Origin of the sequence: Pseudoxanthomonas broegbernensis (genome assembly GCF_014202435.1) — a bacterium.
Taxonomy (GTDB): Bacteria; Pseudomonadota; Gammaproteobacteria; order Xanthomonadales; family Xanthomonadaceae; genus Pseudoxanthomonas; species Pseudoxanthomonas broegbernensis.
Genome location: NZ_JACHGU010000001.1, coordinates 474009 through 497685, shown reverse-complemented (window position 1 = coordinate 497685; position 23677 = coordinate 474009). Strand labels below are relative to the sequence as shown.

16 protein-coding genes and 1 pseudogene are annotated in these 23677 nt (G+C 69.4%); 3 read left to right on the top strand and 14 right to left on the bottom strand.

Annotated elements, in window-relative coordinates:
* Positions 1 to 242: 242 nt before the first annotated feature.
* Both HNR76_RS02145 and pmbA read right to left on the bottom strand, forming a co-directional pair.
* Positions 243 to 620 carry a DUF4870 domain-containing protein gene (locus HNR76_RS02145; RefSeq protein WP_162311027.1) on the bottom strand — a complete coding sequence of 126 codons (378 nt, stop codon included), beginning with the start codon at positions 618 to 620 and terminating at the stop codon, positions 243 to 245.
* A gap of 69 nt (positions 621 to 689) precedes the next feature.
* Positions 690 to 2069 carry a metalloprotease PmbA gene (gene pmbA, locus HNR76_RS02140; protein WP_162311026.1) on the bottom strand — a complete coding sequence of 460 codons (1380 nt, stop codon included), beginning with the start codon at positions 2067 to 2069 and terminating at the stop codon, positions 690 to 692.
* Positions 2070 to 2320: 251 nt separating this feature from the next.
* Between pmbA and yjgA the strand changes: the two genes are divergently transcribed.
* On the top strand, positions 2321 to 2914 hold the full coding sequence (yjgA, locus tag HNR76_RS02135) for a ribosome biogenesis factor YjgA (RefSeq protein WP_162311161.1): 594 nt from the start codon (positions 2321 to 2323) through the stop codon (positions 2912 to 2914).
* Positions 2915 to 2967: 53 nt separating this feature from the next.
* Here the strand turns inward: yjgA and tldD are convergent, their stop codons facing one another.
* The 4 genes from tldD to HNR76_RS02115 form a co-directional block, all read right to left on the bottom strand.
* Positions 2968 to 4428: a metalloprotease TldD gene (gene tldD / locus HNR76_RS02130; protein WP_162311281.1), complete on the bottom strand. Its 1461-nt coding sequence runs from the start codon at positions 4426 to 4428 to the stop codon at positions 2968 to 2970.
* A gap of 149 nt (positions 4429 to 4577) precedes the next feature.
* Positions 4578 to 8621, bottom strand: a complete 4044-nt coding sequence (locus HNR76_RS02125; RefSeq protein ID WP_183982059.1) for a YhdP family protein — start codon at positions 8619 to 8621, stop codon at positions 4578 to 4580.
* A 117-nt stretch (positions 8622 to 8738) separates the two neighbouring features.
* Positions 8739 to 10226 carry a ribonuclease G gene (rng, locus tag HNR76_RS02120; protein WP_162311290.1) on the bottom strand — a complete coding sequence of 496 codons (1488 nt, stop codon included), beginning with the start codon at positions 10224 to 10226 and terminating at the stop codon, positions 8739 to 8741.
* Between the two features lie 8 nt (positions 10227 to 10234).
* Positions 10235 to 10831, bottom strand: a complete 597-nt coding sequence (locus HNR76_RS02115) for a Maf family protein (RefSeq protein WP_162311280.1) — start codon at positions 10829 to 10831, stop codon at positions 10235 to 10237.
* A 164-nt stretch (positions 10832 to 10995) separates the two neighbouring features.
* Here HNR76_RS02115 and HNR76_RS02110 point away from each other — a divergent pair, with 164 nt between their 5' ends.
* Positions 10996 to 11700, top strand: coding sequence for an SIMPL domain-containing protein (locus HNR76_RS02110; protein WP_162311279.1), 705 nt, complete (start codon positions 10996 to 10998; stop codon positions 11698 to 11700).
* Between the two features lie 219 nt (positions 11701 to 11919).
* On the opposite strand, the pseudogene HNR76_RS02105 reads toward HNR76_RS02110, so the two are convergent.
* The 3 genes and pseudogenes from HNR76_RS02105 to rlmH form a co-directional block, all read right to left on the bottom strand.
* Positions 11920 to 12174: pseudogene (locus HNR76_RS02105) on the bottom strand (transposase); the annotation flags it as partial.
* A gap of 349 nt (positions 12175 to 12523) precedes the next feature.
* Positions 12524 to 15724, bottom strand: coding sequence for a TonB-dependent receptor (locus HNR76_RS02100; RefSeq protein ID WP_162311289.1), 3201 nt, complete (start codon positions 15722 to 15724; stop codon positions 12524 to 12526).
* A gap of 127 nt (positions 15725 to 15851) precedes the next feature.
* Complete coding sequence (gene rlmH, locus HNR76_RS02095; RefSeq protein ID WP_162311278.1) at positions 15852 to 16322, bottom strand: 23S rRNA (pseudouridine(1915)-N(3))-methyltransferase RlmH; 471 nt, start codon at positions 16320 to 16322, stop codon at positions 15852 to 15854.
* Between the two features lie 155 nt (positions 16323 to 16477).
* On the opposite strand from rlmH, the gene HNR76_RS02090 reads away from it, so the two are divergent.
* Positions 16478 to 18250, top strand: coding sequence for a glycoside hydrolase family 43 protein (locus tag HNR76_RS02090; RefSeq protein ID WP_162311277.1), 1773 nt, complete (start codon positions 16478 to 16480; stop codon positions 18248 to 18250).
* 152 nt (positions 18251 to 18402) lie between these two features.
* On the opposite strand, the gene ispD is transcribed toward HNR76_RS02090, so the two are convergent.
* The 5 genes from ispD to pyrG form a co-directional block, all read right to left on the bottom strand.
* Complete coding sequence (ispD, locus tag HNR76_RS02085; RefSeq protein WP_162311276.1) at positions 18403 to 19101, bottom strand: 2-C-methyl-D-erythritol 4-phosphate cytidylyltransferase; 699 nt, start codon at positions 19099 to 19101, stop codon at positions 18403 to 18405.
* On the bottom strand, positions 19101 to 19451 hold the full coding sequence (gene ftsB, locus HNR76_RS02080) for a cell division protein FtsB (RefSeq protein WP_162311275.1): 351 nt from the start codon (positions 19449 to 19451) through the stop codon (positions 19101 to 19103). Before ftsB ends, ispD begins: the two co-directional genes overlap by 1 nt.
* A 10-nt stretch (positions 19452 to 19461) precedes the next feature.
* Positions 19462 to 20763 (bottom strand): phosphopyruvate hydratase, encoded by a 1302-nt coding sequence (gene eno, locus HNR76_RS02075; RefSeq protein WP_162311274.1) that lies wholly within the window; start codon positions 20761 to 20763, stop codon positions 19462 to 19464.
* Positions 20764 to 21019: 256 nt separating this feature from the next.
* On the bottom strand, positions 21020 to 21853 hold the full coding sequence (gene kdsA / locus HNR76_RS02070; protein ID WP_162311273.1) for a 3-deoxy-8-phosphooctulonate synthase: 834 nt from the start codon (positions 21851 to 21853) through the stop codon (positions 21020 to 21022).
* Between the two features lie 118 nt (positions 21854 to 21971).
* A complete protein-coding gene (gene pyrG / locus HNR76_RS02065; protein ID WP_162311272.1) occupies positions 21972 to 23633 on the bottom strand; it encodes a CTP synthase in 1662 nt (553 codons plus the stop codon).
* Positions 23634 to 23677: the final 44 nt, after the last annotated feature.

Genomic DNA, 23677 nt, shown 5'->3' with positions numbered 1-23677 from the left:
CCGGGCGAGCCCGCCCAGCGCCGCGGCGGGAGCCGGCTTCAACCGACGGTCGGCGTGATGCAACTGCAGGAAACCCGGCTTCCCGATCGCTGGAGGCCGCCGGCCGACGCCATTTCCACGGGGCGGTCACGCAAGGCCGCGCAGGCGTCGAGGCGACGCAGGCCGCAAGGCGTTTGGCGGCGTCTGGAAACAAAACGGGGCCCGGTCTCCCGGGCCCCGCAGGCATCCATGTCGCTGGCGGCCTACTTGATCAGGCGGATCGCGAACGGATAGCGGTAGGCCTCGCCCTTGTTCGCGGCCAGGCCAGCAATGATGCTGAACACGATGCAAGCGATCCAGGCAGCGAAGTTGATCAGCGCGCCGATCAGAATGATGGTCAGCACAGTACCGACGATGTAGACGAACAACAGCGTGATCTGGAAGTTGAGCGCTTCCTTGGACTGATCGTTGAGGAACCCCTTCTCCGGCTTGTCCTTGTTGATCAGCCACACGATCAGCGGGACGATGAAGCCGAGGATGATCCCCGACAGGTGGACCAGCAGGGCCACGGTACGGTCGTCGTTGGAGGAGCCGCCGACAGGCGCGGGCGGCGGTGCGGTGACGTTGTCGAATTCGCTCATCTTGTTCCCCGGTGGTTGTGGTGATGGCGGGCACCGCGCGTCCCGCGCTCGCCCCGCCGCCGAGGATACTCAATCCACGCCCGCAACGGTCATCTCGCCGACCAGGATGGGCCCGGTGCGGATGTGCGAGCGCGGATCGGGCTGGCTGCCCACCGCTTCGACCCGGGCGAACATGTCGCGCAGGTTGCCGGCGACGGTCAACCCGTCCACTGCATACGCCGCCGTACCGTCCTCGATCCAGAACCCGGCCGCGCCGCGCGAATAGTCGCCGGTGACGCCGTTGACGCCCTGCCCCATCAGCTCGGTGACCAGCAGGCCGCGCCCCATGCCGCGCAGCATGTCCTCCAGCGTGCCGGCATTGGACGAGACCTCCAGGTTGTGCACGCCGCCGGCGTTGGCGGTGGTCCGCAAGCCCAGCTTGCGCGCCGAATAGCTGCCCAGTACGTAGCGCTGCAGCACGCCGCCCACCACCAGCGGGTTGTCGGCGGTGGCCACGCCGTCGGCGTCGAAGGCGGTGGAGCGCAGGCCGTGGCGCAGCAGCGGGCGCTCGTCGATGGACAGCCACTCCGGGAACAGCCGGGTACCGGCGCTGTCCAGCAGGAAGCTCGCCCGGCGGTACAGCGCGCCGCCGGACACCGCGCCGAGCAGGTGGCCGATGAGGGAACGCGCGACCTCGGCGGCGAACAGCACCGGATACGCGCCGGTGGGCACGCTGCGCGGGGCCAGCCGCGCGGCGGCGCGCTCGGCGGCGCGCCGGCCGATGGCGGCCGGCGCCTCCAGGTCGCCGCGGGCCAGGCCGATGCTGTACCAGCCGTCGCGCTGCATGCCCTCGCCCTGCCCGGCGATCAGGGCCACGCCGAGCGAATGCTGGGTCTCGCGCTCGCGGCCGATGAAGCCGTGGCTGTTGGCGTACACCGACAGGCTCTGGCCGCTGCCCAGGGAAGCCCCGTCGGAATTGCTCACTCGCGCGTCCGCCTCGCGCCCGGCGGCCTCGCAGGCCAGGGCCAGGTCGATGGCCTCGTCCGCGTCCAGCCGCCACGGGTGCCAGGTGTCCAGGTCGGGAAAGGTGCCGTCCGCAAGCGGACGCGCCATCAGCGCGGCCTCGGCCAGACCGGCGGCCACGTCGTCCTCGGTATGCCGGGCGATGGCGCAGGCCTGCTCGACCGTGGCCTCCAGGCTGGACTCGTGCAGGTCGGCGGTGCTGGCGCTGCCCTTGCGCTGGCCGAAGTACACGGTCACCGCGATGCCGCGGTCGCGGGTGGATTCCACCGTCTCCACCTCGCCCATGCGCACGGACACGTTCAACCCGCGCTCCTCGCTGCAACTCACCTCGGCCTGGCTGGCGCCCAGCGCCTTGGCCCGCGCCAGCAGCCGCTGCGAGATTTCCGCCAGCCGGTCCAGCCGCTCACGGCTGTCGTCGTTGCGCACGATGTCGTTCACGCGTTCCATCCTGTTGTCCGTTGCACTCGATCGGAAGAAGTCAAAAAAATCAGGCGACCGGAAGGTTCCGCTGCACGCCGCCGCATGCGGCGGCCGGTTCTTCGGAAGCCCAGAGAAGCCACGCACTGGAAGCACGCGAAGGCCGCCGTACCCTGGGGATAGGGCGGCCCCCTCCGGAGCCAGCGCTCTTGCCTTCGCCGTTGCCGTCGTGCCAGCCCCCGACCGCGTAGAATCCCGGCATCCGAATGAGCCCCCACTCCATGCGCGGACGCGACGAAGACACCGGCCAGTACCTCTCCCCCAGCCGCAGCCAGCAGCGCCGCGAGGCGCTGGAAGTGCTGGACCTGGCCGAGAAGCTCGCCGGCCTCACGCCCACCCAGTTGGCCAAGCTGCCGATCCCCGAGGACCTGCTGCCCCACCTGGAGCAGACCCGGAAGATCACCGCCCACATCGCCCGCAAGCGCCAGCTCGCGTTCCTGGCCAAGCAGATGCGGCGCGAGGACGACCCGACCCTGGAGGCGATCCGCGACGCCCTGGACGAGGATGGCGTGGCCGCCCGCCGCGAAGTCGCCGCCATGCACCGCATCGAGACCTGGCGCGAGCGCCTGCTGGCCGACGGCGACGCCGCCCTGGCCGCGCTGCTGGAAGAACACCCGGCCGGCGACCGCCAGCGCCTGCGCCAGTTGGCGCGCAATGCCCGCGAGGAGAAATTGCGCGACAAGCCGCCGCGCGCCTTCCGCGAGCTGTTCCGCGAACTGCGCGCACTGCTGGCCGACGGGAGCGCCGCCGAAGACGGCGAGGCCGATTCCGGCATCCTTCCCGGCGACCCGGGCGCCGGCGCGGGCGAGGACTGACCCGCCCCGTCCCCATCGCGCCCGCCCCCGCGTGTGCGCCACGCGGCCCTGCCTCACGCGCGGGTGCCGCCCACGGTCAGCCCGTCGATCAGCAGCGAAGGCTGGCCCACGCCCACCGGCACGCTCTGCCCGTCCTTGCCGCATACGCCCACGCCCTCGTCCAGGGCCAGGTCGTGGCCGACCATGCGCACCTTCTGCATCGTCTCCGGGCCGTTGCCGATCAGCGTGGCGCCCTTCACCGGCGCGGTGACCTTGCCGTCCTCGATCAGGTACGCCTCGGTCGCCGAGAACACGTACTTGCCGCTGGTGATGTCGACCTGGCCGCCGCCGAAGTTGACCGCGTACAGGCCCTTCTTCACCGAGCGGATCATCTCCTGCGGGTCGTGCGTGCCGGCCAGCATGTAGGTGTTGGTCATGCGCGGCATCACCAGGTGCGCGAACGACTCGCGGCGGCCGTTGCCGGTGGGCGCCATGCCCATCAGCCGCGCATTGAGCGTGTCCTGCATGTAGCCGACCAGCACCCCGTCCTCGATCAGCGTGGTGCAGCGCGTGGGCGTGCCCTCGTCGTCGATGTTGAGCGAGCCGCGGCGCCCGTCCAGGGTGCCGTCGTCGACGATGGTCACGCCCGGCGCGGCCACGCGCTGGCCCATGCGGCCGGCATAGGTCGAGGTGCCCTTGCGGTTGAAGTCGCCCTCCAGGCCATGGCCGACCGCCTCGTGCAGGAGCACGCCGGGCCAGCCGGCGCCGAGCACCACCGGCATGGTGCCGGCCGGGGCGTCGACGGCCTCCAGGTTCACCAGCGCCTGGCGCAGCGCCTCGCGCGCCAGCCGCTCCGGGCGGCCGGCGGAGAACAGTTCCCCGTAGGAATGGCGCCCGCCGCCGCCGGCATAGCCGGACTCGCGGCGGCCGCCGTGCTCGACGATCACCTGCACGTTCAGCCGCACCAGCGGGCGCACGTCGGCGGCCAGCACGCCGTCGCTGCGCGCCACCAGTACCGTGTCCACACCGCCGGACAGGCTCACCGCCACCTGGATCACCCGCGGATCGGCCGCGCGCAGCAGCCGATCCAGCGAGCGCAGCAACTCGACCTTGTCCTCGTTGCCCATGCCGTCCACCGGGTCGAGCGCCGGGTAGAGGCTGTTCGACGCGGCGACGTGCCCGCCGCCGCGCACCAGCGCGCGCGGTGCCTGCGCGCCGCCGTCGCGGGCGATGGCGCGGGCCGAGCCGGCCGCCAGGCGCAGCGCCTCGGCGTTGATGTCGTCCGAGTAGGCGAAACCGGTCTTCTCGCCGCTGATCGCGCGCACGCCCACGCCCTGCTCGATGGCATGCGCGCCGTCCTTGACGATGCCGTCCTCCACCGTCCAGCTCTCGCGCCGCGAATGCTGGAAGTAGAGGTCGCCGAAATCGATCCCCGGCCCCAGCAGGGCGCCGAAGGCGCGCTCCAGCCCCGCCGGATCGAGGCCGCCGGGCAGCAGCAGGCGGGATTCGGCGAGGGTCAGGACGGATTGGGTCATCGCGGATGGGGACTCGAACGGGTGGGCGCGGGCCGGCGTACCGCTGCCGGCAGGCGGCCTATGATGACAGCAACTCGCCAGGGGCCTTCATCGCCTGGTCCACCCGGCGCCTGCAGCGGCCGGGCGCGAGGATGCGCAGGGGCATGCATTCAGCGGGGCGGGTCGGCGTCCGCGTCGGCGCGCATCGCCGGGGGCGCATCGTCCGCGGCGCCGGGCGCATGCCGCAGGTCCGCCGCGCCGTTCGGCCCCGGCCCCGGGGAGCCGGGGGCCTGGTCGCGCTCGATCACCTCCACCTTCGGCTCCTTCCATGGCCCGCTGACGTGATACGTGCGCGCGCCGATTTCCCCCAAGGGCTTGCGCAGCACCGCATTGGCCGCCGCGCCCACCGCCGCCCCCACCGGCCCGCCCGCCACCGCGCCGACCACGGTCAGCAGGTTGCCGGACTTGGGCTGCACGTCGATGGTCTGGTCGAAGCGCTGCGCGTGCAGGTCGGTGTGCCCGCGGATCAGGATGTCGGCGGCCGGGCCGTCGATGCGCATGTCGGCGGTGTGGGCGGCGCCGTCCGCGAAGCGGACGCTGCCCTGCAACTGGTTGAAGGCGAAACCACGGGAAAAGAAGTCGCGGAAATCGAGCATCAGCCGCCGCGGCAACTGGGCCACGCTGAGCAGGCCGAGCACGCGTCCGGCGCCCGGCTCGACCTCCAGCAACTGGCCGTCGCGCACGTCGATGTGCAGGCCGCCCTGCAGCGCGTCCAGGCGCAGTCCGGCCGGGGTTCCCGGCCAGCTTGCATCCAGGCGGATGCTGCCCTTGCCGCGCGCCAGCCAGTCCGCATAGCCCAGGCCGCCGACCAGCCTTCCCATGTCCTCGCTGTCCACCCGCATGTCCAGGTGGGTGCGCGAGGCCGCGCCGCGGCCCAGCCATTCGCCGGTGAGGTCGGCGCGCTGCCAGTCCGAGCGCAGTTGCAGTTCCTCCAGGCGCAGGCCGCCGGCCACCGGGCGGGTGCGCAGCCGCGCCCGGCCCAGGCTGGCGTCGCGGTAGCGCAGGTCATCGATTTCCAGGGCGAGGGGCGGGATCGCGGCCGGGTCGAAGCCGCTCGCCGGCGGCGCGGCGCTGGCCTGGGAGGTCGCGGCCGGGTCGGGCGCGGCGCTTTCCGCGGCGCTTTCTCCCGTTCCTTCCGCGGGGCTTCCCGTCGCTTCTTCCGCGATGCCTTCCGCTCCGTCGTCTTCCGCCCTGTCTTCCGGCTTGCCATCCGCGCCGGCCGCCCCGGCCGAGGGCTGCCAGTGCAACCGGGCGAAACGGCCCTGCACCGGTTGCCCGTCCCGTTCGGGCACGGTCAGGCTGCCGGCCAGCGCCGGCCCGTCCACGCTCACCGACACCGCGCCGGCCACCGGGCGCAGGCGCAGCCGGGTCTGCGGGAAATCCCCGCCGAACAGGCGCAGCCGTCCGGCCAGCAGGTCGACCTGGCGCAGCGGCAGGTCGCCCTGCCCGGTGCCCTTGACCAGGCCGATCCATTCCAGCGCATCCAGCTCGTCGGTCCGCCCGCCGACCACCATGCCCGATGCCGGCGGCTCGGCATCGACCGTGGCCCGTCCCAGGGTGACCTGCACCCCGGTGGCGCCATTGCGCTCGCGCGTGCGGATCGCCAGGCGCTCGCCCATGGACACCTCGATGTCGCCGCTGCCCAGCGGCAGCGCTGCCTTCACCCCGGTGGGCAGGGCATGCGCGGCCGGCTTGTCCAGCGGCGAAGGCAGGTCCAGGCGGGTGCCGACCAGGTCCGAACGCAGCAGCAGCTCACCGGCCGGGACATCGCCGTCCTTGGCGGGGCCGGCCACCGGATGCGGGACGGCCGGCACCGCCAGCATCAGCGTCCAGGGCGAGCGGCCGCGCACGAAGGGCTTCAGCCAGTCCAGCGTGGGCGCGCGCGCCAGCAGGTCGGCCACGTCCATCGGCGCGCGCAGTTCGGCCTCGAACGCATGGCCGGTATCGCGCACGTGCGTCGTCCCGGCCCGCAGCGCCAGCGCGCCGGGCTGGCCGCCATGGACCACTTCCAGCGCCGGCGCGGCGAAGCCGTCGCTGTCGTAGCGCACCAGGCCGCGCACGCCTTCGAAATCCAGGTTCCAGCGCTTCTCCGCCAGCTTCGCGCCGAGCAGCCGGACGCTGCCTTCGACCCGGCCGTCGCCATGTTCCTCGTGCAGCGGCAGGTCCAGGACGAAGCCGACCTGCGCCGGACCGGACGCGGCCAGGTTGTCCAGGGTCTGCGCATGCTGCGCGTGCAACGGGCTGCGGCGCAGCAGCGCCACGAAGCGCGATGCATCCGCCGTCGCCTCGGCGCGCACCTGCAGCGGCGCATCGCCGTAGTCGGCGATCCCGGCCTCGAAACGGCGCACCGGCACCCCGGCCAACTGGCCGCTGCCCTGCACCCGGAAGCCGTTGCCGACGAACACCACCTCCGCGGCGGTGTCGTCCAGCGCCGGCCATTGCCGCTGGAAACGGAAGCGCCCGCCCTCGATCCGCGCCTGCGCCTCGAACAAGCCGTTGCGGTCGGTGAACGGCCAGTCGTCCAGGTCGCCGGAAACCAGCGCGCGGCCCTGGCGCACGCTGCCGTCCTCCAGGGCCATGTCCAGCCACTGCACCGCCGCCTGCGGCATCGAGTGGCGCAGCCAGAACTTCTTGGCCGCCGGCACCGGCGCGTCGTCCAGTTCGGCCGCCACGTCGATCCAGGGCCGGCTGCCATCGCCCTGGAACCACAGCCCGCCGCGCAAGCGGGCGCCGTAGTCCTGGCCGCGGATGCGCAGCCCGGGCGTGCCGATCCGCCAGCCCTGGCCCTCGCGCCAGCCCAGCAACCGGCCATCGAGCTGCACTTCGTGGACGACGCCGAAGCCATGCGGCCAATCCACCCTCAACGCCGCATCCGGGTCCAGCGCCAGTTGCCAGCCCTGCGCATCGCCCTCGAACGCGCCGGCCAGCCCGTCCAGCCCGGGTGCATCCCCCACCGCGGCGAAGGCCACGCCATCCAGGTGGCCGGACAGGCGCAGCGCGCCACCGCGCTCCCCCGCCACCTCGAGCGCGGAAACCCGCAGCCGCGGCGCGGCATCCAGCAGCCAGGCGCGGCGCGGCACGGGCAGGCGGTCGCCCAGCGCCGCCAGCGCCAGCAGCGGCGAGGCATCGATGCGCTCGGCCGCCAGCGCATAGCGCGGACCGCCGGCCAGGGTCAGCCCGTCCAGGGCCTGCATGCCGCGCGCGTCGCCCATCCGCAGCAACGGCGCATCCAGCCGCCAGCCCTGGCCGTCCACGCGCCAGCGCAGGCGGCCGCGCAACTCGTCGAAAGCCTGCTGCGGGCGCGTGCGCCCGGGCAGCGGCGCCCCGGACAGCACCACCTGGCGCAACTGGAACTGGCCGGTGACCCGCACCACCCGGTGGTCGCGCAGTTCGCCCCAGCCTTGCACGCGCCCGTGCCCGGACGCCGGCGCCACGCCCGCGTGGCGCAGCAGGGGCGCCCAGGCAGCCAGGTCGTCGCTGTCCAGGTCCAGGTAGGCGCGGCCATCGCCCCGCGTCCGGTCGAAGTCCAGCGCCAGCAGCAGCGGCTTGCCCTGGGGATGGATCCAGCCGCGCAGCCCCGCCTGCACGCGGACCCCATCCACGCGCAGGCGCAGGTCGATGCGGGGGATGCTGGCCTGCAGGCCCAGTTGCGGCGCCTCCACGTCCAGGCGGCCGCCGATCACCTGCAACTCGCCCAGCCCTTCCAGGTAGTCGAGCGGATCCACCTGCGCACCATCGGCCGAGGGCAGGCCACGGATGGCCCAGCGTCCATCGTCGGCGCGCTGCAGGCCCAGCGACGGGCCGCGCAGGCGCAGCTCGGTGAACGAGCGGCCGGGGAACAGGCCGGCATACAGCGACACCAGCACCTCGGCCTGGCCGATGCGCACGCCTCCCTGGCCCTCGCCGATCCTCAGCCCTTCCAGGCGCAGCAGCGGACCGCGCCGGGTCCACTGCGTCTCCAGGCGATCGAAGGCCACCGGACGCCCGGCCTTGTCGCTGAGCCAGGCCGCGATGCGCTGGGGATGGCGCTCGGCCAGCGGCAACAACTGGCTGATCGTGCCGATGGCCAGCGCCACCGCGACCAGGGCCATGGCCAGCAGGGACACCGCCCAGCGGCGGACCAGGCGCAGGCGACGGCGCGGCGGGGTGTGCATCAACGGCGCGCCTTGCGCCCGGGGAGCGGGAAATGCGGCACGGTGGACCGGAGCGGCCTTCCGCCCTCGTCCCCGTTCCCTATCCCGCGTCCTCCCTGCCCGGTGCCGTTCCCGGCCTCACAGCAGGACCACATCGAACTGCTCCTGCAGGTACTGCTCGTCGGCCTGGAAGCGGATGGTCTTGCCGAGGAATTCCTCCAGCTCGGCCACCGCCGCCGACTCTTCCTCGGTGATCCGCGCCACCACCTTGGCCGAGGCGATCACCAGCAGGCGCGCGGCCTCGAACTGGCGCACCGCGCGGGTGATCTCGCGGAAGATCTCGTAGGTCACCGTCTCGGCGGTCTTGACCGAGCCGCGGCCGCCGCACTGCGGGCAGGTCTCGGAAAGCTGCCGCTCCAGGCTCTCGACCGTGCGCTTGCGGGTCATCTCCACCAGGCCCAGCGGCGAGAACTCGTACACCGTGGTCTTGGCGTGGTCGCGGGCCAGGGCCTTCTCCAGCGTGCGCAGCACCTGGCGGCGGTGCTCCGGGTCGGCCATGTCGATGAAGTCGATGATGATGATCCCGCCCAGGTTGCGCAGGCGCAGTTGCCGCGCCACCGCCTGCGCCGCCTCCAGGTTGGTGCGGTACACCGTTTCCTCGAGGTTGCGCTGGCCCAGGAACGAGCCGGTGTTCACGTCGATGGTGGTCATCGCCTCGGTCTGGTCGATGACCAGGTAGCCGCCGGACTTCAGCGGCACCTGCTTGTCCAGGGCGCGGCCGATCTCGTCCTCCACCCCGTACAGGTCGAAGATCGGGCGGTCGCCGGTGTACAGCTCGAGCTTCTCGGCCAGCACCGGCATGTACTTGGCGACGAAGGCCTGCAGCCGGTCGTAGGTCTCGCGCGAGTCCACGCGCACCTTCTCCACGTCCTTGCGGATCAGGTCGCGCACCGCGCGCAGGGGCAGGCTCAGGTCCTCGTAGATGACGCTGCACGGCGGCGATTCGCGGCCGCGCTTGTCCACGATGTTCCACACCCGCGACAGGTAGGCGATGTCCTCGGCCAGCGCCTCGGCCGGCTGCCCCTCCGCGTTGGTGCGCACGATGTAGCCATGGCCGCCGTGGCTGGCGGCCAGGTCGGAGACCAGGGTCTTCAGGCGCTGGCGCTCGGCCTCGTCCTCGATCCGCGCCGACACGCCCACCGTGCGCGACTGCGGCAGCAGCACCAGGTAGCGCGAGGGGATGCTGATCTGCGTGGTCAGCCGCGCGCCCTTGCCGCCGATCGGGTCCTTGACCACCTGGACCACGATCTCCTGGCCGTCGCGCAGCAGCTCCACGATCGACGGCGGCGCCGGCAGCGGCGCCGGCGCGTCGTCCACCGGGCCCGCGTCCACCGGCGTCGGCCGTACCACGTCGTTGGCGTGCAGGAACGCGGCGCGCTCCAGCCCCACCTCGACGAAGGCCGCCTGCATGCCCGGCATCACCCGCTGCACCTTGCCCTTGTAGATGTTGCCGACCACCCCGCGGCGCCAGCCGCGCTCGATGTGCAGCTCCTGCAGCATGCCGCTCTCGACCACCGCCACGCGGGTCTCGCGCGGGGTGACGTTGACCAGGATCTCCTCGGACACGACCGCGCTCACCCGGACACCGCGCTGCGCGCGCCGGGCAGGCCGGGCCCGGTGCCCGCCAACAGCCGCGCGGCATGGTGCAGGGGCAGCCCCATCACCCCGGAATAGCTTCCGGACAGATGCTCGACGAAGACCTCCGCGCAGCCCTGGATGGCGTAGGCGCCGGCCTTGCCCATGGCCTCGCCGGTGGCGACGTAGGCCTGGATGGCCGCGTCCGCCAGCGGGGCGAAGCGGACCTCGGTGACCGACAGCGCCTCGCGTTCGCCGCCGGCGCCGACCACCACCACCGCCGACAGCACGGTATGGGTGCGCCCGGACAGGCGCCGGAGCATCGCCGCCGCGTCGGCCTCATCGGCCGGCTTGCCGAACACCTCGTCGTCCAGCACCACCTCGGTATCGGCCCCGAGCACCTGCGCTCCGGCCTCGCCGGACACGGCGGCCCAGCCGGCCCGCGCCTTGTCCCGCGCCACCCGGCGCACGTAGTCGGCCGCACCCTCCCCCTGCGCCCGCGATTCCGGGACGTCGACGTCGAGCAGGCGGTAGGACAGGCCGAGGCGCTGCAGCAGTTCGGCGCGGCGTGGGGACTTGGAGGCCAGGTAGAGCATGCCGAAAGGATAACCCGCTGCGGCCGGCTTAACGGCCATCGCGGCGGGATCGGGACGGATCGACCCCGATCGGACTCACGGCGCGTTCATCGGTACGGACCGACGCTCGGCGCCTCCCCACATGCCGCGCCATCGTCCCGCAATCCATTCAAGGAGATCCCGTCATGCGCAGCCCCTTCGCCTCACTGCTCGCCCTCCTGGCCCTGTCCGCACCCGCCACCGCCCAGCCGGCCGCCCCGCCGCCCGCCACCCTGCTGTCGGTTTCCACGCAGGCCCAGGCCAGCCGCGCCCCCGACATCGCCACCGTGTCGGCGGGCGTGGTCACCCAGGCCGCCGACGGCAACATGGCGATGCGGCAGAACGCCGAACTGATGAACAAGGTGCTGGCGGCGGTGAAGGCCGCCGGCGTGGCCCCGCGCGACATCCAGACCAGCGGCATCAACCTGAACCCGCAGTACCACTACCAGGAAAACCAGCCGCCGCGGATCACCGGCTACCAGGCCAGCAACAACGTCAGCCTGAAGCTGCGCGACGTGGAGAAGATGGGCAAGGTGCTCGACGCGCTGGTGGCCAGCGGCGCGAACCAGATCAACGGCCCCAGCTTCGGCATCGACGACCCCGAGCCGCTGTACGACCAGGCCCGCGTGGACGCGCTGAAGCTGGCCCAGGCCCGCGCGGAAACCTACGCCAAGGCGCTGAACCTGCGCGTGCGGCGCGTGATCAGCCTCAACGAGGGCGGCGGCGCGATGCCCGGACCGATGCCGCGCATGGCGATGGCAAAGGCCCAGGCCTTCGACAGCACCCCGGTGGCCGTGGGCGAGAGCAGCGTGTCGGTGCAGTTGGAGGTGGTGTTCGAGTTGGGGCAGTGATTTAGAACTTATCCGTAAATTATATTGACCTTACATAGACACTTTCCGGAGAACAACGATCGCGGCGACCAGATGATTACCAGGAAGCCAGTACCCGCTTCTCATAAGTCGGCCCTGGAGAATCTGTCTCGGGCCGCCGCGGTGATGTACTGATCTTGCCGCTTTGAAACGGGCCGGATTGCCGTTGCTCGTATCCAGGCGCGCAAGAATTACGATTCACCGCAGCAGCCAGCGGATGTTGTACCCGGCCGCAGGCGATTACGTGCAGTGCGTCGCCATCGGCGCCCTTGAGGGGGCAGCGGCATAGCGGCAGTCGTCCTTCAGATGCCCGATCACCGGCTCGACCGCCTGCCGCCGCTTCACGCACGCCCGCTGTCGGCGTGTGTCTGCGACTTCAGGTTTACCCTGGCGCACAACATCGACGCCGCCGACCTCCCTGCCGCGATAGCCGAGGCCCGCGATGGCCGCCCTCGGCTTTGTCCGGCTGGCCAGGGATGCCAAAGACCGGCCTCCTGGTTCTCCAGGCGGGAACCATGCAGGTCCTCGGCGAGGGCCGCGCTCGTACCGGCGGCCACGGGCACATGCGATGGTTCCAAACCGTAAGAAAACTGCAGCCAGCGTAACGAAAACTGGCAGTCCCGGCACGCCAGGTCCAGTACGAAATCGCTCCACGTCATGCGGGATATGGGCCCTTGAGGGAAAGCCACATAATTCACGGATAAGCTCATCCGAGAAATAAAAAAACCGGCCCCTTAGAAGGGGCCGGTTCAATTACACAGCGATTATTGCAAAGTCAATTCATGAGTCTGCGCATCCGCCGCGATCAGAAAGCCAGCGAAGCCGTAAACATCACGTAACGCGGAGTCTGCCTGGCGATGGGCAACATGTAGGTATTCGACACGGTGTATCCCGCATCGGCCTCCGAAGTCACATCCACCTGCAGGGGCTTGTTGTCGTTCATCACATTGAACACCTGCACGCCCAGCGTCAGATTTTCGAACCACTGGGGCTTGTAGGTAACGCCCAGATCAATCGACTTGGTCCATGGTGTGCGCTGGCTGCCCGGCTTGGCGATCTCACCGAAGCACGTGTGGTAGCTGGCGCCGTAACCCACCGGATCGGCATCCTCCGACGTCTCATCGATGCTTCCATCCGGGTTATAGAAGCCCAAGCAACTGATGGGCATGCCCGACTGGACACGGAGATTGCCGCCGACGCTCCATTCCGGAGTGATGGCGTAGCTGCCGCGTGCCTTCATCTGATGACGACGGTCATTGGCGAGATAGCCATAGGAGTAGCGCATCATTTCCGCAACGTCCCAGTCCTGGGTCTTGGAAATGTTGTCCTGTCCGAACTCGGACTTCACCTGACCTTCGTTGTTGCCCTTACTGAAACTGAAGGTGTAGTCCACGCGGGCTTCCCACTTCCCGTCCCAGGGACGCTCCCAGTAGATGTCAAGCGCGGTGTACTTGCGCTTCATGCTATCGGTGAAACCCAATTCGGCAGCGCTGATCTTCTTCTCAAGCCGCTGCCCGGTGGGATTTCCATCGGCGTCGATCTGGACAAAGCTATAGGTGTTGCTGCCACCCGGGTTGAACATGTAGCAAGCAGAAACCTGATAGCCATTGCCATTGGCGTCCTCGGCCAGGACTTTGCCTGCCGCCCAATCGATCGCATAAGCCTCAAGTCCGGCTGCCGCCGCTAGGTCGTCGTAGCCGCAGAAGTCGTCGATCGAAGACTTCAGATCGCGATAGGTGACCTTGGCACCCAGCACGGTATTCTCCGTGAACATCGTCTCCATGCCCAAGATGAATTCGTCTTGGTACATATTCTTCAGGTCGGACGGGGCGAAGGACTGCACATCGATCCTGGCGCCCGTCTCCAGGTTCCCGGATACAGGGCCAGGAGCCGGCCCGCCATTGATCCCGGGAACGGGAGTCAGGCCAGTGGGACGCCCGTCGGAATCGATACCGTTGTAGGTGAAGTACTCCCAAGTGTAGGTAGAGGCCGAGGCACCACGAATGGCCACATTGTTGGGCATGGCCAGGAAGTAGCGGCCGGCGTTTGCGAACACCTTGAACGAAGAGTCGCCAAACACATCCCAAGTAGCGCCGATGCGTGGCGCCCATTGATCCTTGGCGTCCATATACGCTTCGCCGAACTCGTTCTTGTTAGTGAACTTGTCGTTGCGAACACCCAGCGACAGCAGGAAGTTATCGGTGATCTGCCAACGATCCTCCAGGTACCAAGCCTTCTGCTCCAACGACATGTTGGTGTTGTTGAAATACTTCAACTGGCGTACGTAGTAGCCATCCCCGCCGGGCGCGCCAACACCCAAGCCTCCCGAAATATTGCCGTTCGGATTGGCCAAACGCTGGTACTGCCAATAATCGGCCAATTGAGAAGTGCCTTCGTTCTTGGCATCAAACTCGATATTGTCCACGCCCAAGGTAAGCGTGTGGTCACCGAGCACCCACTCCAGGTCGGCACGAAGGCCCTTCGTCTTGTCTCGGGCATCCCTCGCCTGATAACCGCCCTGCCGGTTGGGAATGGGAGTGCCGCCCGTGATGGACGGATCCTGCAGAGTGGTTGAAGTAACATAAGGAACCCCAGCGATGATCTTGGGGAGATTCTTATAGATATAGTCGCTCTCTCCGTATACCGCACTGAATGTAATATTGTCGCTGAGATATCCCGTGTACTTCAGGATATTGTATTCACTATCCCTATTGATGGAATTCTCAACCGCCTCCAGCCGATCACCCGTATCAAGGTCATAGAACTTCCCAGTACGCTCGTATTCTTCCTTCATATAAGTGAATTCGAGCATGTGATCATCGGTTATGTTCCAATCCAGCTTTGCATAAAGGCGAGGATCGTCAAGCCCACGCTTGGTCACTCGGGGAGTACCCAGCGTTGTGGGGTTGATGACGGTATCCTCCTTGTATGCCTCTGCGCTCAGGAAGAAGAACAGTCGATCACGAATAATGGGGCCGCCCACATACGCGCTGTAGGTGATGTTTTCATGGGATTCCCCCTTGCCCGTCGTGTAAAGCGTGCCCGCAGCCGTTGGATCTTCATAGGCATACTGGTAACGCTCGCCGGTATCGGGATTGATCGGAATATTCGGATTGGAATTGGCCTTGGCCAGGTCGATATCCGGAAGGTAAAGATCCTCGTTCTGCTCACGCAAGGACTTGGGCACGAAGGCCACTTGACCACCGAACTCCCACTTATTGGTACCGCGCTTGCCGATCTGGCTGATTACGCCGCCATCGGAACGCCCGTACTTCGCACTGTAACCACCGGTATAGGTTTCCTGTTGCTCGATCGCCCCATACGGCAGAGTCACGCCGCCAAGATTCGACAACGGCTCACCGGTGAAATAACCGTTCACGTAATAGGCATTCTCGGAGATGCCCGCACCACCGAAGGAGACGAGCCTCCCAAAGTAGCCGCCCGCTCCGGATACCGCGCCGGGGGCCAGAAGAGCAATCGCTTCGGCCGAACGGGCCACCGGCAAACGCTCCAACTGCTCGGCGGTGATGACGGTGCGGGTATCCAGCGCCGTAATATCGATGGGGGCAACGTTTGCCCCGGTGACGGTTACCGTCGCAAGGGTGGTCGCATCTTCGAAAGAGACATTGACACCCGCACCCACGCGGACAGTTATGTTGCGCGTGGCGACCGCCTGGCCATCGCGTTGCAGCGTAACCGTATAGGTGCCGACCGGCAGCGAGCTGATGTTGTAGCGGCCGGACGAGTCGACGGAGACAGTGCGATTGAAACCACTGTCATTGGTCACGGCGATTGCGCTGCCCTCGCCGGCTGCGACGGAACCATAGATGTTGCCGGTAGTGCTCTGTGCCTGTACGGCACCCGCAAAGCACAAGCCTAAAGCAACACTGAGCGCGGTCCGCGTAAGGCCTTTTGCAATACGGGAACTCTGGGAATTGGCCACGATATAAGCCTCTCTCTTAGACGTTGACGGATGGGACAGATGCCCGACACCGGGCTGAAGCATCCCGGATAGCCGCAGCAACGGCATCCCCGGTTAACCCGAATATAACGTTTTTCCGCCCAATTGGAGTCTTCCGAAACCATCTTTTCTTTTTTCCCCCTATTCAGTTTCAATGGGAACTGAATAGGATCTACCCCCGGTGATACGGATGATTGGCCAGCAGCGCCGCCGCCCGGTAGAGCTGCTCGGCCACCACCAGGCGCACCAGCATGTGCGGCAGGGTCAGCGGACCCAGCGACCAGGACTCCGTGGCCGCCGCCAGCGCGTCGGGGGCATGGCCCTCCGGCCCGCCGATCAGGAAGGCCAGGTCGCGGCCCTGCCCGCGCCAGTGCTCCATGCGTCCGGCCAGTTGCTCCGACGTCCAGGGCCTGCCGGGGATGTCCAGGGCGACGACGTGCGCGTTCTTCGGCAGGGCCGCCAGCACGCGCCGGCCTTCGTCCTCGATCGCGCGCTGCCGGTCGCGGCCCTTGCCGCGCAGGCCCGGCTCCACCTCCACCAGTTCTAGCGGCAACCAGTGCGAGAGCCGCTTGCGGTACTCGCCGAAGCCCTCCGCCACCCAGGACGGGGCGCGCTCGCCGGTGGCGATCAGTCGTGCCTTCATGGGGACATGATAGTCGGCGCGACCGGGCCGGCTCCCGGCGCCCGCGGCGCAGGCCGGCACGTATTCCCCGGCGGCAGCCCTGCCATGCCGGCACCGGCGGCTGCTACGGTCGCGCGCTGGAACCGGCACGCGCCGCCTATCGAAACGAGGGAACCATGGGCCTTTCCCGCACCGCCTGCGCCACGCTGCTGGCCGCGCTGCTCGCGCCTGCGCCGGTCGCCGCGTCCGGCCACGGGCTGGAGGCGACGTTCGATCGGTTCCACTACCAAGGCAGCGACCCGGCCGACGCAGCTCACCCGCTGGCCGCCGGCCAGTTCCGCAACCCGGTGCTGAAGGGCTTCTACCCGGACCCGAGCGTCGTGCGGGTCGGCGGGGACTACTACCTGGTCGCCTCGACCTTCGGCTGGTTCCCCGGCATCCCCGTGTTCCACAGCCGCGACCTGGTGAACTGGACCCAGATCGGCAACGCCATCGACCGCCCCGACCAACTCGATTTCGGCAGGCATGACCTGGTGAACGGGGTGTTCGCGCCCGCGATCGAGCACCACGACGGCCGCTTCTGGATCGTCAACACCTGCTTTCCTTCCTGCGGCGGCAACTTCGTGATCACCGCCGCCGACCCGGCCGGCCCGTGGTCCGACCCGGTCTGGCTGCCGGACCTGGGCGGCGGCATCGATCCTTCCCTGTTCTTCGACGACGACGGGCGCGCCTGGATCGTCAACAACGACGTGCCCGCCGGCCCATTGCGCTACGAGGGCCATCGCGCGGTGTGGCTGCAGGAGTTCGATCCGAAGGCCATGCGCACCACCGGCCCGCGCCGGGTGATCCTGGACGGCGGGGGGGTGCCGGCGGACCGGCCCGAGTACGTCGAAGGCCCGCACCTGTACAAGAAGGACGGCTGGTACTACCTGGTCGCCGCCGAGGGCGGCACCGGCGAAGGCCACCGCCAGGTGGCGCTGCGCAGCCGCCGGGTGACCGGGCCTTACGAACCCTGGAAGGACAACCCCATCCTGACCCAGTCCGACCTGCCGCGCGAACGCCCGTTCCCGATCACCTCGGCCGGCCATGCCGACCTGGTGCAGACCCAGGACGGCGACTGGTGGGCGGTGTTCCTGGGCAACCGCCCCTATCCGCCGCTGGACGGCCACTACGTCAACACCGGCCGCGAGACCTTCCTGCTGCCGGTCCACTGGCAGGATGGCTGGCCGCGCATCACCGCGCCCGGCGAAACCGTCCCCTACGTGCTGGACGCACCGAAGCTGCCCGCGGGTACGGCCGCGCTGCCGACACGCGGCGGCTTCGCCATCGAGGACGAGTTCGACGCGCAGCGGCTGCCGCTGTATTGGATGACGGTGCGCACCCCCCGCGAGCGCTGGTACCGGCTGGAAGGCGGCGCGCTGCACCTGCGGGCGCGTCCGGTCCGCCTGGGCGAGCGCGACAACCCCTCGTTCCTGGCACGGCGCCAGCAGCACCAGGACGCGACCGCCACCACGTCCCTGCGCTTCTCGCCGCAGCGCGACGGCGATACCGCCGGGCTGGCCGCATTCCAGAACGAGGACCATTGGTACCTGCTGGCGGTGACGCGCGAGGCCGGCGCGCCGGTGATCGCCCTGTTCCGCCGCGACCGCCGCGAGGCCGCGCCGGAAGGCGAGCGGCTGCTGGCCGTTCCCCTTCCCTCCGCCGAGGCGTCCGTGCAGTTGCGCATCCGTGCGCGCGGCGCGAAGTACGACTTCGAATACGCGCTCCAGCCCGGCCAGTGGCGCAGCCTGTCCGAAGGCCTGGACGGTACGTTGCTGAGCACGGCCAGGGCCGGGGGGTTCACTGGCGCGGTGTTCGGGCTGTATGCCGCACGCGCACCGGAAGCGGCGCCGGCGACCGGCCTGCCCGCAAGCCCTGGCATTCCCGGTTCACGCCAGGCCGCCGACTGAAGCGGGAACCTGCGAGGCCCGGGCCGGGCCGCATCGGGAGTGGAAGGAAGGACAGCGGCGCGAGCCCCCCCATCCGCGGGGACGGGACAGGGCCGGCGGGTGCGCCGTTTCGTTTCATGGCTCCGGGGCCTTTCGCCGACCGGAGTCGGCTCCTACGGGGAAGTGCGCCGGGAAAGCTCGAACTCGAAACGGGCCAGGTCGGCCGGGGTGGTGACCTTGAAGTTGTCCTCGCCACCCTCGATCAGCAGGGGGCGCAGCCCCTGGCGTTCCAGCGCCATGGCCTCGTCGGTGACGTCCACGCCGGCGGCCGCGGCGGCCTCCAGGGCGCGGGTGAGCTGCAGGCGCCGGAACAACTGCGGCGTGAGCGCGCGCCAGAGGCGTTCGCGTGGCTCGGTGCCGTCGATGCCGCCATCGTCGCCCGCACGCTTGAGGGTATCGCGCACCGGCGCGGCCAGGATCGCGCCGACCGGATCGGCGCGGCCGCGCTCCAGGAGCTGTTCCAGGTCGCCCGGCGCCAGGTTCGGCCGCGCCGCATCGTGGACCAGGACGAAATCGTCCGCGCGCACCGAGTCGGGCAGCGCCGCCAGCGCCGCCAGCACCGAGGCGGCGCGGCTGTCCCCGCCGGTGCATGCCAGCAGCGGCTTGCCGGCATGCTCGCGCCAGCCGGGCCAATGGGGGTCGCCGGCCGACAGGGCCAGCACCGCGCCCGCCACCGCCGGATGCCCCAGCAGCGCGTCCAGCGTGTAGGCCAGCAGCGGCCGGCCGGCCACCTCCTGGTATTGCTTGGGCACCTGCCCGCCGAAACGCATGCCCTGCCCGGCCGCCGGCACCACCGCCCATACCTGGGACATCAGTCCGCCTCCCCGGCGGGTCCATCCGTGCCGGGCTCGGCGGCCGGCGGCACCGTGGTGCGTTGCGCCGGGTCCTCGACCACGCGGTAGAACACTTCCCCGGGCCGGATCATCCCCAGTTCGCTGCGCGCCCGTTCCTCGACGGCGGCCACGCCTTCCTTCAGGTCGCGCACCTCGGCCGCCAGCGCGGCGTTGCGCTCCTGCAGGCCCTCGTTCTCGCGGCGCTGGCCCTCGACCTGGGAACGCAGCGCCGCCACCTCGCCCGCGCTGCCGGTGCCGAACCAGAGCCGGTACTGCAGCCATCCCAGCAGCAGCACCAGCCCCAGCAGCACCCAGCGCAGGATGCGCATGGCTTCCGCGTCAGCGCTTGAGCGAGACGAACGCGTCGCGGCCGGCGTAGCGGGCCGAGGCGCCCAGCGCTTCCTCGATGCGCAGCAACTGGTTGTACTTGGCCACGCGGTCGCTGCGGCACAGCGAGCCGGTCTTGATCTGGGTGGCGGTGGTGGCCACGGCGATGTCGGAGATCGTGGTGTCCTCGGTCTCGCCCGAGCGGTGCGAGACGATGGCCGCGTACTTGGCGGCATGGGCCATGGCGATGGCCTCCAGGGTCTCGGTCAGGGTGCCGATCTGGTTGACCTTGATCAGGATCGCGTTGGCGGTGCCCGACTCGATGCCCTGCTTGAGGATCTTCGGGTTGGTCACGAACAGGTCGTCGCCGACCAACTGCACCTTGTCGCCGATGCGCTCGGTGAGCAGCTTCCAGCCGGCCCAGTCGTCCTCGGCCAGGCCGTCCTCGATGGTGACGATCGGGTAGCGGGCGGCCCAGTCGGCCAGGAAGTCGACGAACTGCTCGCTGGTCAGGCGCTTGTTCTCGCCGACCAGGTGGTACTTGCCGTTGTCGAAGAACTCCGAGGAGGCCACGTCCAGGCCCAGCAGCACGTCCTCGCCGGCGGTGTAGCCGGCCTTGCCGATGGCCTCCAGGATGGTGTCCAGCGCTTCGACGTTGCTGCGGAAGTCCGGGGCGAAGCCGCCCTCGTCGCCGACCGCGGTGCTCAGACCGTGGCCCTTGAGCACCGACTTGAGCGAATGGAAGATCTCGGTGCCGGTGCGCAGCGCCTCGGAGAACGAGGACGCGCCGACCGGCAGGACCATGAACTCCTGGAAGTCGACGTTGTTGTCGGCATGGGCGCCGCCGTTGATGATGTTCATCATCGGCACCGGCAGCGAGACGTCGGACTCGGCCGTCCCGGAAAGGGTGGCCAGATAGCGCCACAGCGGCTGCTTCCTGGAAGCGGCCACGGCATGGGCGGTGGCCAGCGACACGCCCAGCAGCGCGTTGGCGCCCAGGCGGCCCTTGTTCTCGGTACCGTCCAGGTCGATCATGCGGCGGTCCAGGCCCTGCTGGTCGGCCGCGTCGAAGCCGGCCAGCGCGGCGGCGATGGCACCGTTGACGTTGGCGACCGCGTTCTTCACGCCCTTGCCCAGGTAGCGGATCTTGTCGCCGTCGCGCAGCTCCACCGCTTCCTTGGTGCCGGTCGAGGCGCCGGACGGTACCGCGGCGCGCCCGAAGGAGCCGTCGGCCAGGGTGACCTCGGCTTCGAGGGTGGGATTGCCGCGGCTGTCGAGGATTTCGCGGGCGTGGATCTTGGCGATGCTGGTCATGGAAGCGCAAACGTCCGGTGGGGTGGAGTCGGGCGAGAGTTTAACGGAGCCTGGCCCCTCCTGCCGCGCATTGCCCCTGTTTTCCGTCACTTGCGGCCGCCGGTTCGGTTGCCGGGGAAAGCATCCGGGCGCTCCGCGGGCCGTCAGGCGGGGAATCGCATGCGTGCGCCTTCGCCTGGAACCATCCCGGGGCCCGGCGTGCCGAGCATCGGGGGCGAAGGGTGCCCGGGCGGCGGGACGCGCCGCCGGGACAGGGCTACAGCGACTGCTCGGCGAAGCCGTGCTTCTTGGTCACCGCATCCAGTTCCAGCAGGGTTTCCAGCAGTTCCTCCATGCGCCCCAGCGGCCAGGCGTTGGGGCCGTCGGACAGGGCCTTGGCCGGGTCGGGATGGGTCTCGGCGAACAGGCCGGACACGCCCACCGCCACCGCCGCGCGCGCCAGCACCGGCACGAACTCCCGCTGGCCGCCGGAACTGGTGCCCTGACCGCCCGGCAACTGCACCGAATGGGTGGCATCGAACACCACCGGGCAGCCGGTCTCGCGCATCACGCTCAGCGAGCGCATGTCGCTGACCAGGTTGTTGTAGCCGAAGCTGGCGCCGCGCTCGCACACCAGGAGCTGCTCGTTGCCGGTGGACCGTGCCTTCTCCACCACCGGCTTCATGTCCCATGGCGACAGGAACTGGCCCTTCTTGATGTTGACCGGCCGGCCGGCGGCGCACACCTTCTTGATGAAGTCGGTCTGGCGCACCAGGAAGGCCGGGGTCTGCAGCACGTCCACGACGGAGGCGACTTCGTCCATCGGCGTGTACTCGTGCACGTCGGTCAGTACCGGCACGCCGAGCTGCCGCTTCACCTCGGCCAGCACCTTCAGCCCCTCTTCCATGCCCGGCCCGCGGAAGCTGGTGCCGGAGGTGCGGTTGGCCTTGTCGAAGCTGGACTTGAAGATGAAGTTCATCCCCAGCCTGCCGGTGATCTCCTTCAGCCGGCCGGCGACGTCGAGCTGCAACTGCATCGACTCGATCACGCAGGGCCCGGCGATCAGGAACAGCGGCCGGTCCAGGCCGACCTCGAATCCGCACAGCTTCATTGGCTCATTCCTCTCTGGGGGCCGCCGTCGGCACGGGCGCGACCGCGATCACGACTCCGGTCGCCGACGCGATCGGTAGGGCGGTGGCGCGGAACCGTCCGCGCCGCCGGCCGCGGGCTCAGGCCCGCGCTTCCTTCAGCAACTTGCCGCCGGCCTTCTTCTCGCGCGCGGCGCGGATGAAGCCGACGAACAGCGGATGGCCGTCCCGCGGCGTGGACAGGAATTCCGGATGCGCCTGGCAGGCCAGGAACCACGGGTGCGCGCCGCGCGGCAGCTCCACCATCTCCACCAGCAGGTCGTCCATCGACTTGGCCGAGATGACCAGGCCGGCGTCCTCCAACTGGGTGCGGTAGCGGTTGTTGAACTCGTAGCGGTGGCGGTGGCGCTCGGCGACCACGTCCTTGCCGTACAGCTCGCGCGCCAGGGTGCCGGGCTTGAGCCGCTGCTCCTGCAGGCCCAGGCGCATGGTGCCGCCCAGGTCCGAGCCCTCGCTGCGCTGCTCCACCTCGCCGCTGGCGGTGCGCCACTCGGTGATCAGGCCGATCACCGGATGCTCGCACTGCTTGTCGTTCTCGGTGCTGTTGGCGCCCTCCAGGCCGGCCACGTGGCGGGCATAGTCCACCACCGCCGCCTGCATGCCGTAGCAGATGCCGAAGTACGGCACGCCGTGCTCGCGCGCGTACCGGGAGGTCAGCACCTTGCCCTCGAAGCCGCGGTCGCCGAAGCCGCCCGGCACCAGGATGCCGTCGACGTCGCCCAGCAGCGCCTCGGCACCGGCCTCCACGTCCTGCGATTCCAGCCACTTCAGGTTGACCTTGGTGCGCTGGCGCAGGCCGCCGTGCTTGAGCGCCTCGCCCACCGACTTGTACGCGTCCTTGTGGTCCACGTACTTGCCGACCACCGCCACGGTGACTTCGTCCACCGGGTGCACGGTGGCATCGACCGCCGCTTCCCATTCACCCAGGTCCGGCGCCTGCACGGAAGGCAGGCGCAGGCGGTCCACGACCAGCGTGTCCAGGCCCTGCGCGTGCAGTTCCAGCGGCAGCTTGTACAGCACGTCCACGTCCTGCACCGAGATCACCGCGCGCTCGGGCACGTTGGTGAACAGGGCGATCTTGCGGCGCTCGCCGTCCGGCAGCGGCTGCTCGGAGCGGCACAGCAGCACGTCGGGCTGGATGCCGATGGAGCGCAGCTCCTTGACCGAGTGCTGGGTCGGCTTGGTCTTCAGTTCGCCGGCCGCGGCGATGTACGGCACCAGGGTCAGGTGCATGAACAGCGCCTTGTCCGGGCCGCGCTCGGCGCGGATCTGGCGGATCGCCTCCAGGAACGGCAGCGACTCGATGTCGCCCACGGTGCCGCCGATCTCGACCAGGGCCACGTCGAAGCCCTCGGTGGCCTCGTCGATGCAGCGCTTGATCTCGTCGGTGATGTGCGGGATCACCTGCACGGTGGCGCCGAGATAGTCGCCACGGCGCTCCTTGCGGATCACGCTCTCGTAGATCCGCCCCGTCGTCACGGAGTTCCTGCGGCTGAGCCGGGTGCGGACGAAGCGCTCGTAGTGGCCCAGGTCCAGGTCGGTCTCGGCGCCGTCGTCGGTGACGTACACCTCGCCGTGCTGGAACGGGCTCATCGTGCCCGGGTCCACGTTGATGTAGGGGTCCAGCTTCATCATCGTGACCTTCAGGCCACGCGCTTCGAGGATGGACGCAAGCGAAGCGGCGGCGATGCCCTTGCCTAGCGAGGACACGACGCCGCCGGTCACGAATATCAGGGGAGTCATGGCGGGGCTCCGGAAACCCGTAGTTTAGCGGGTGGCCCGGGATT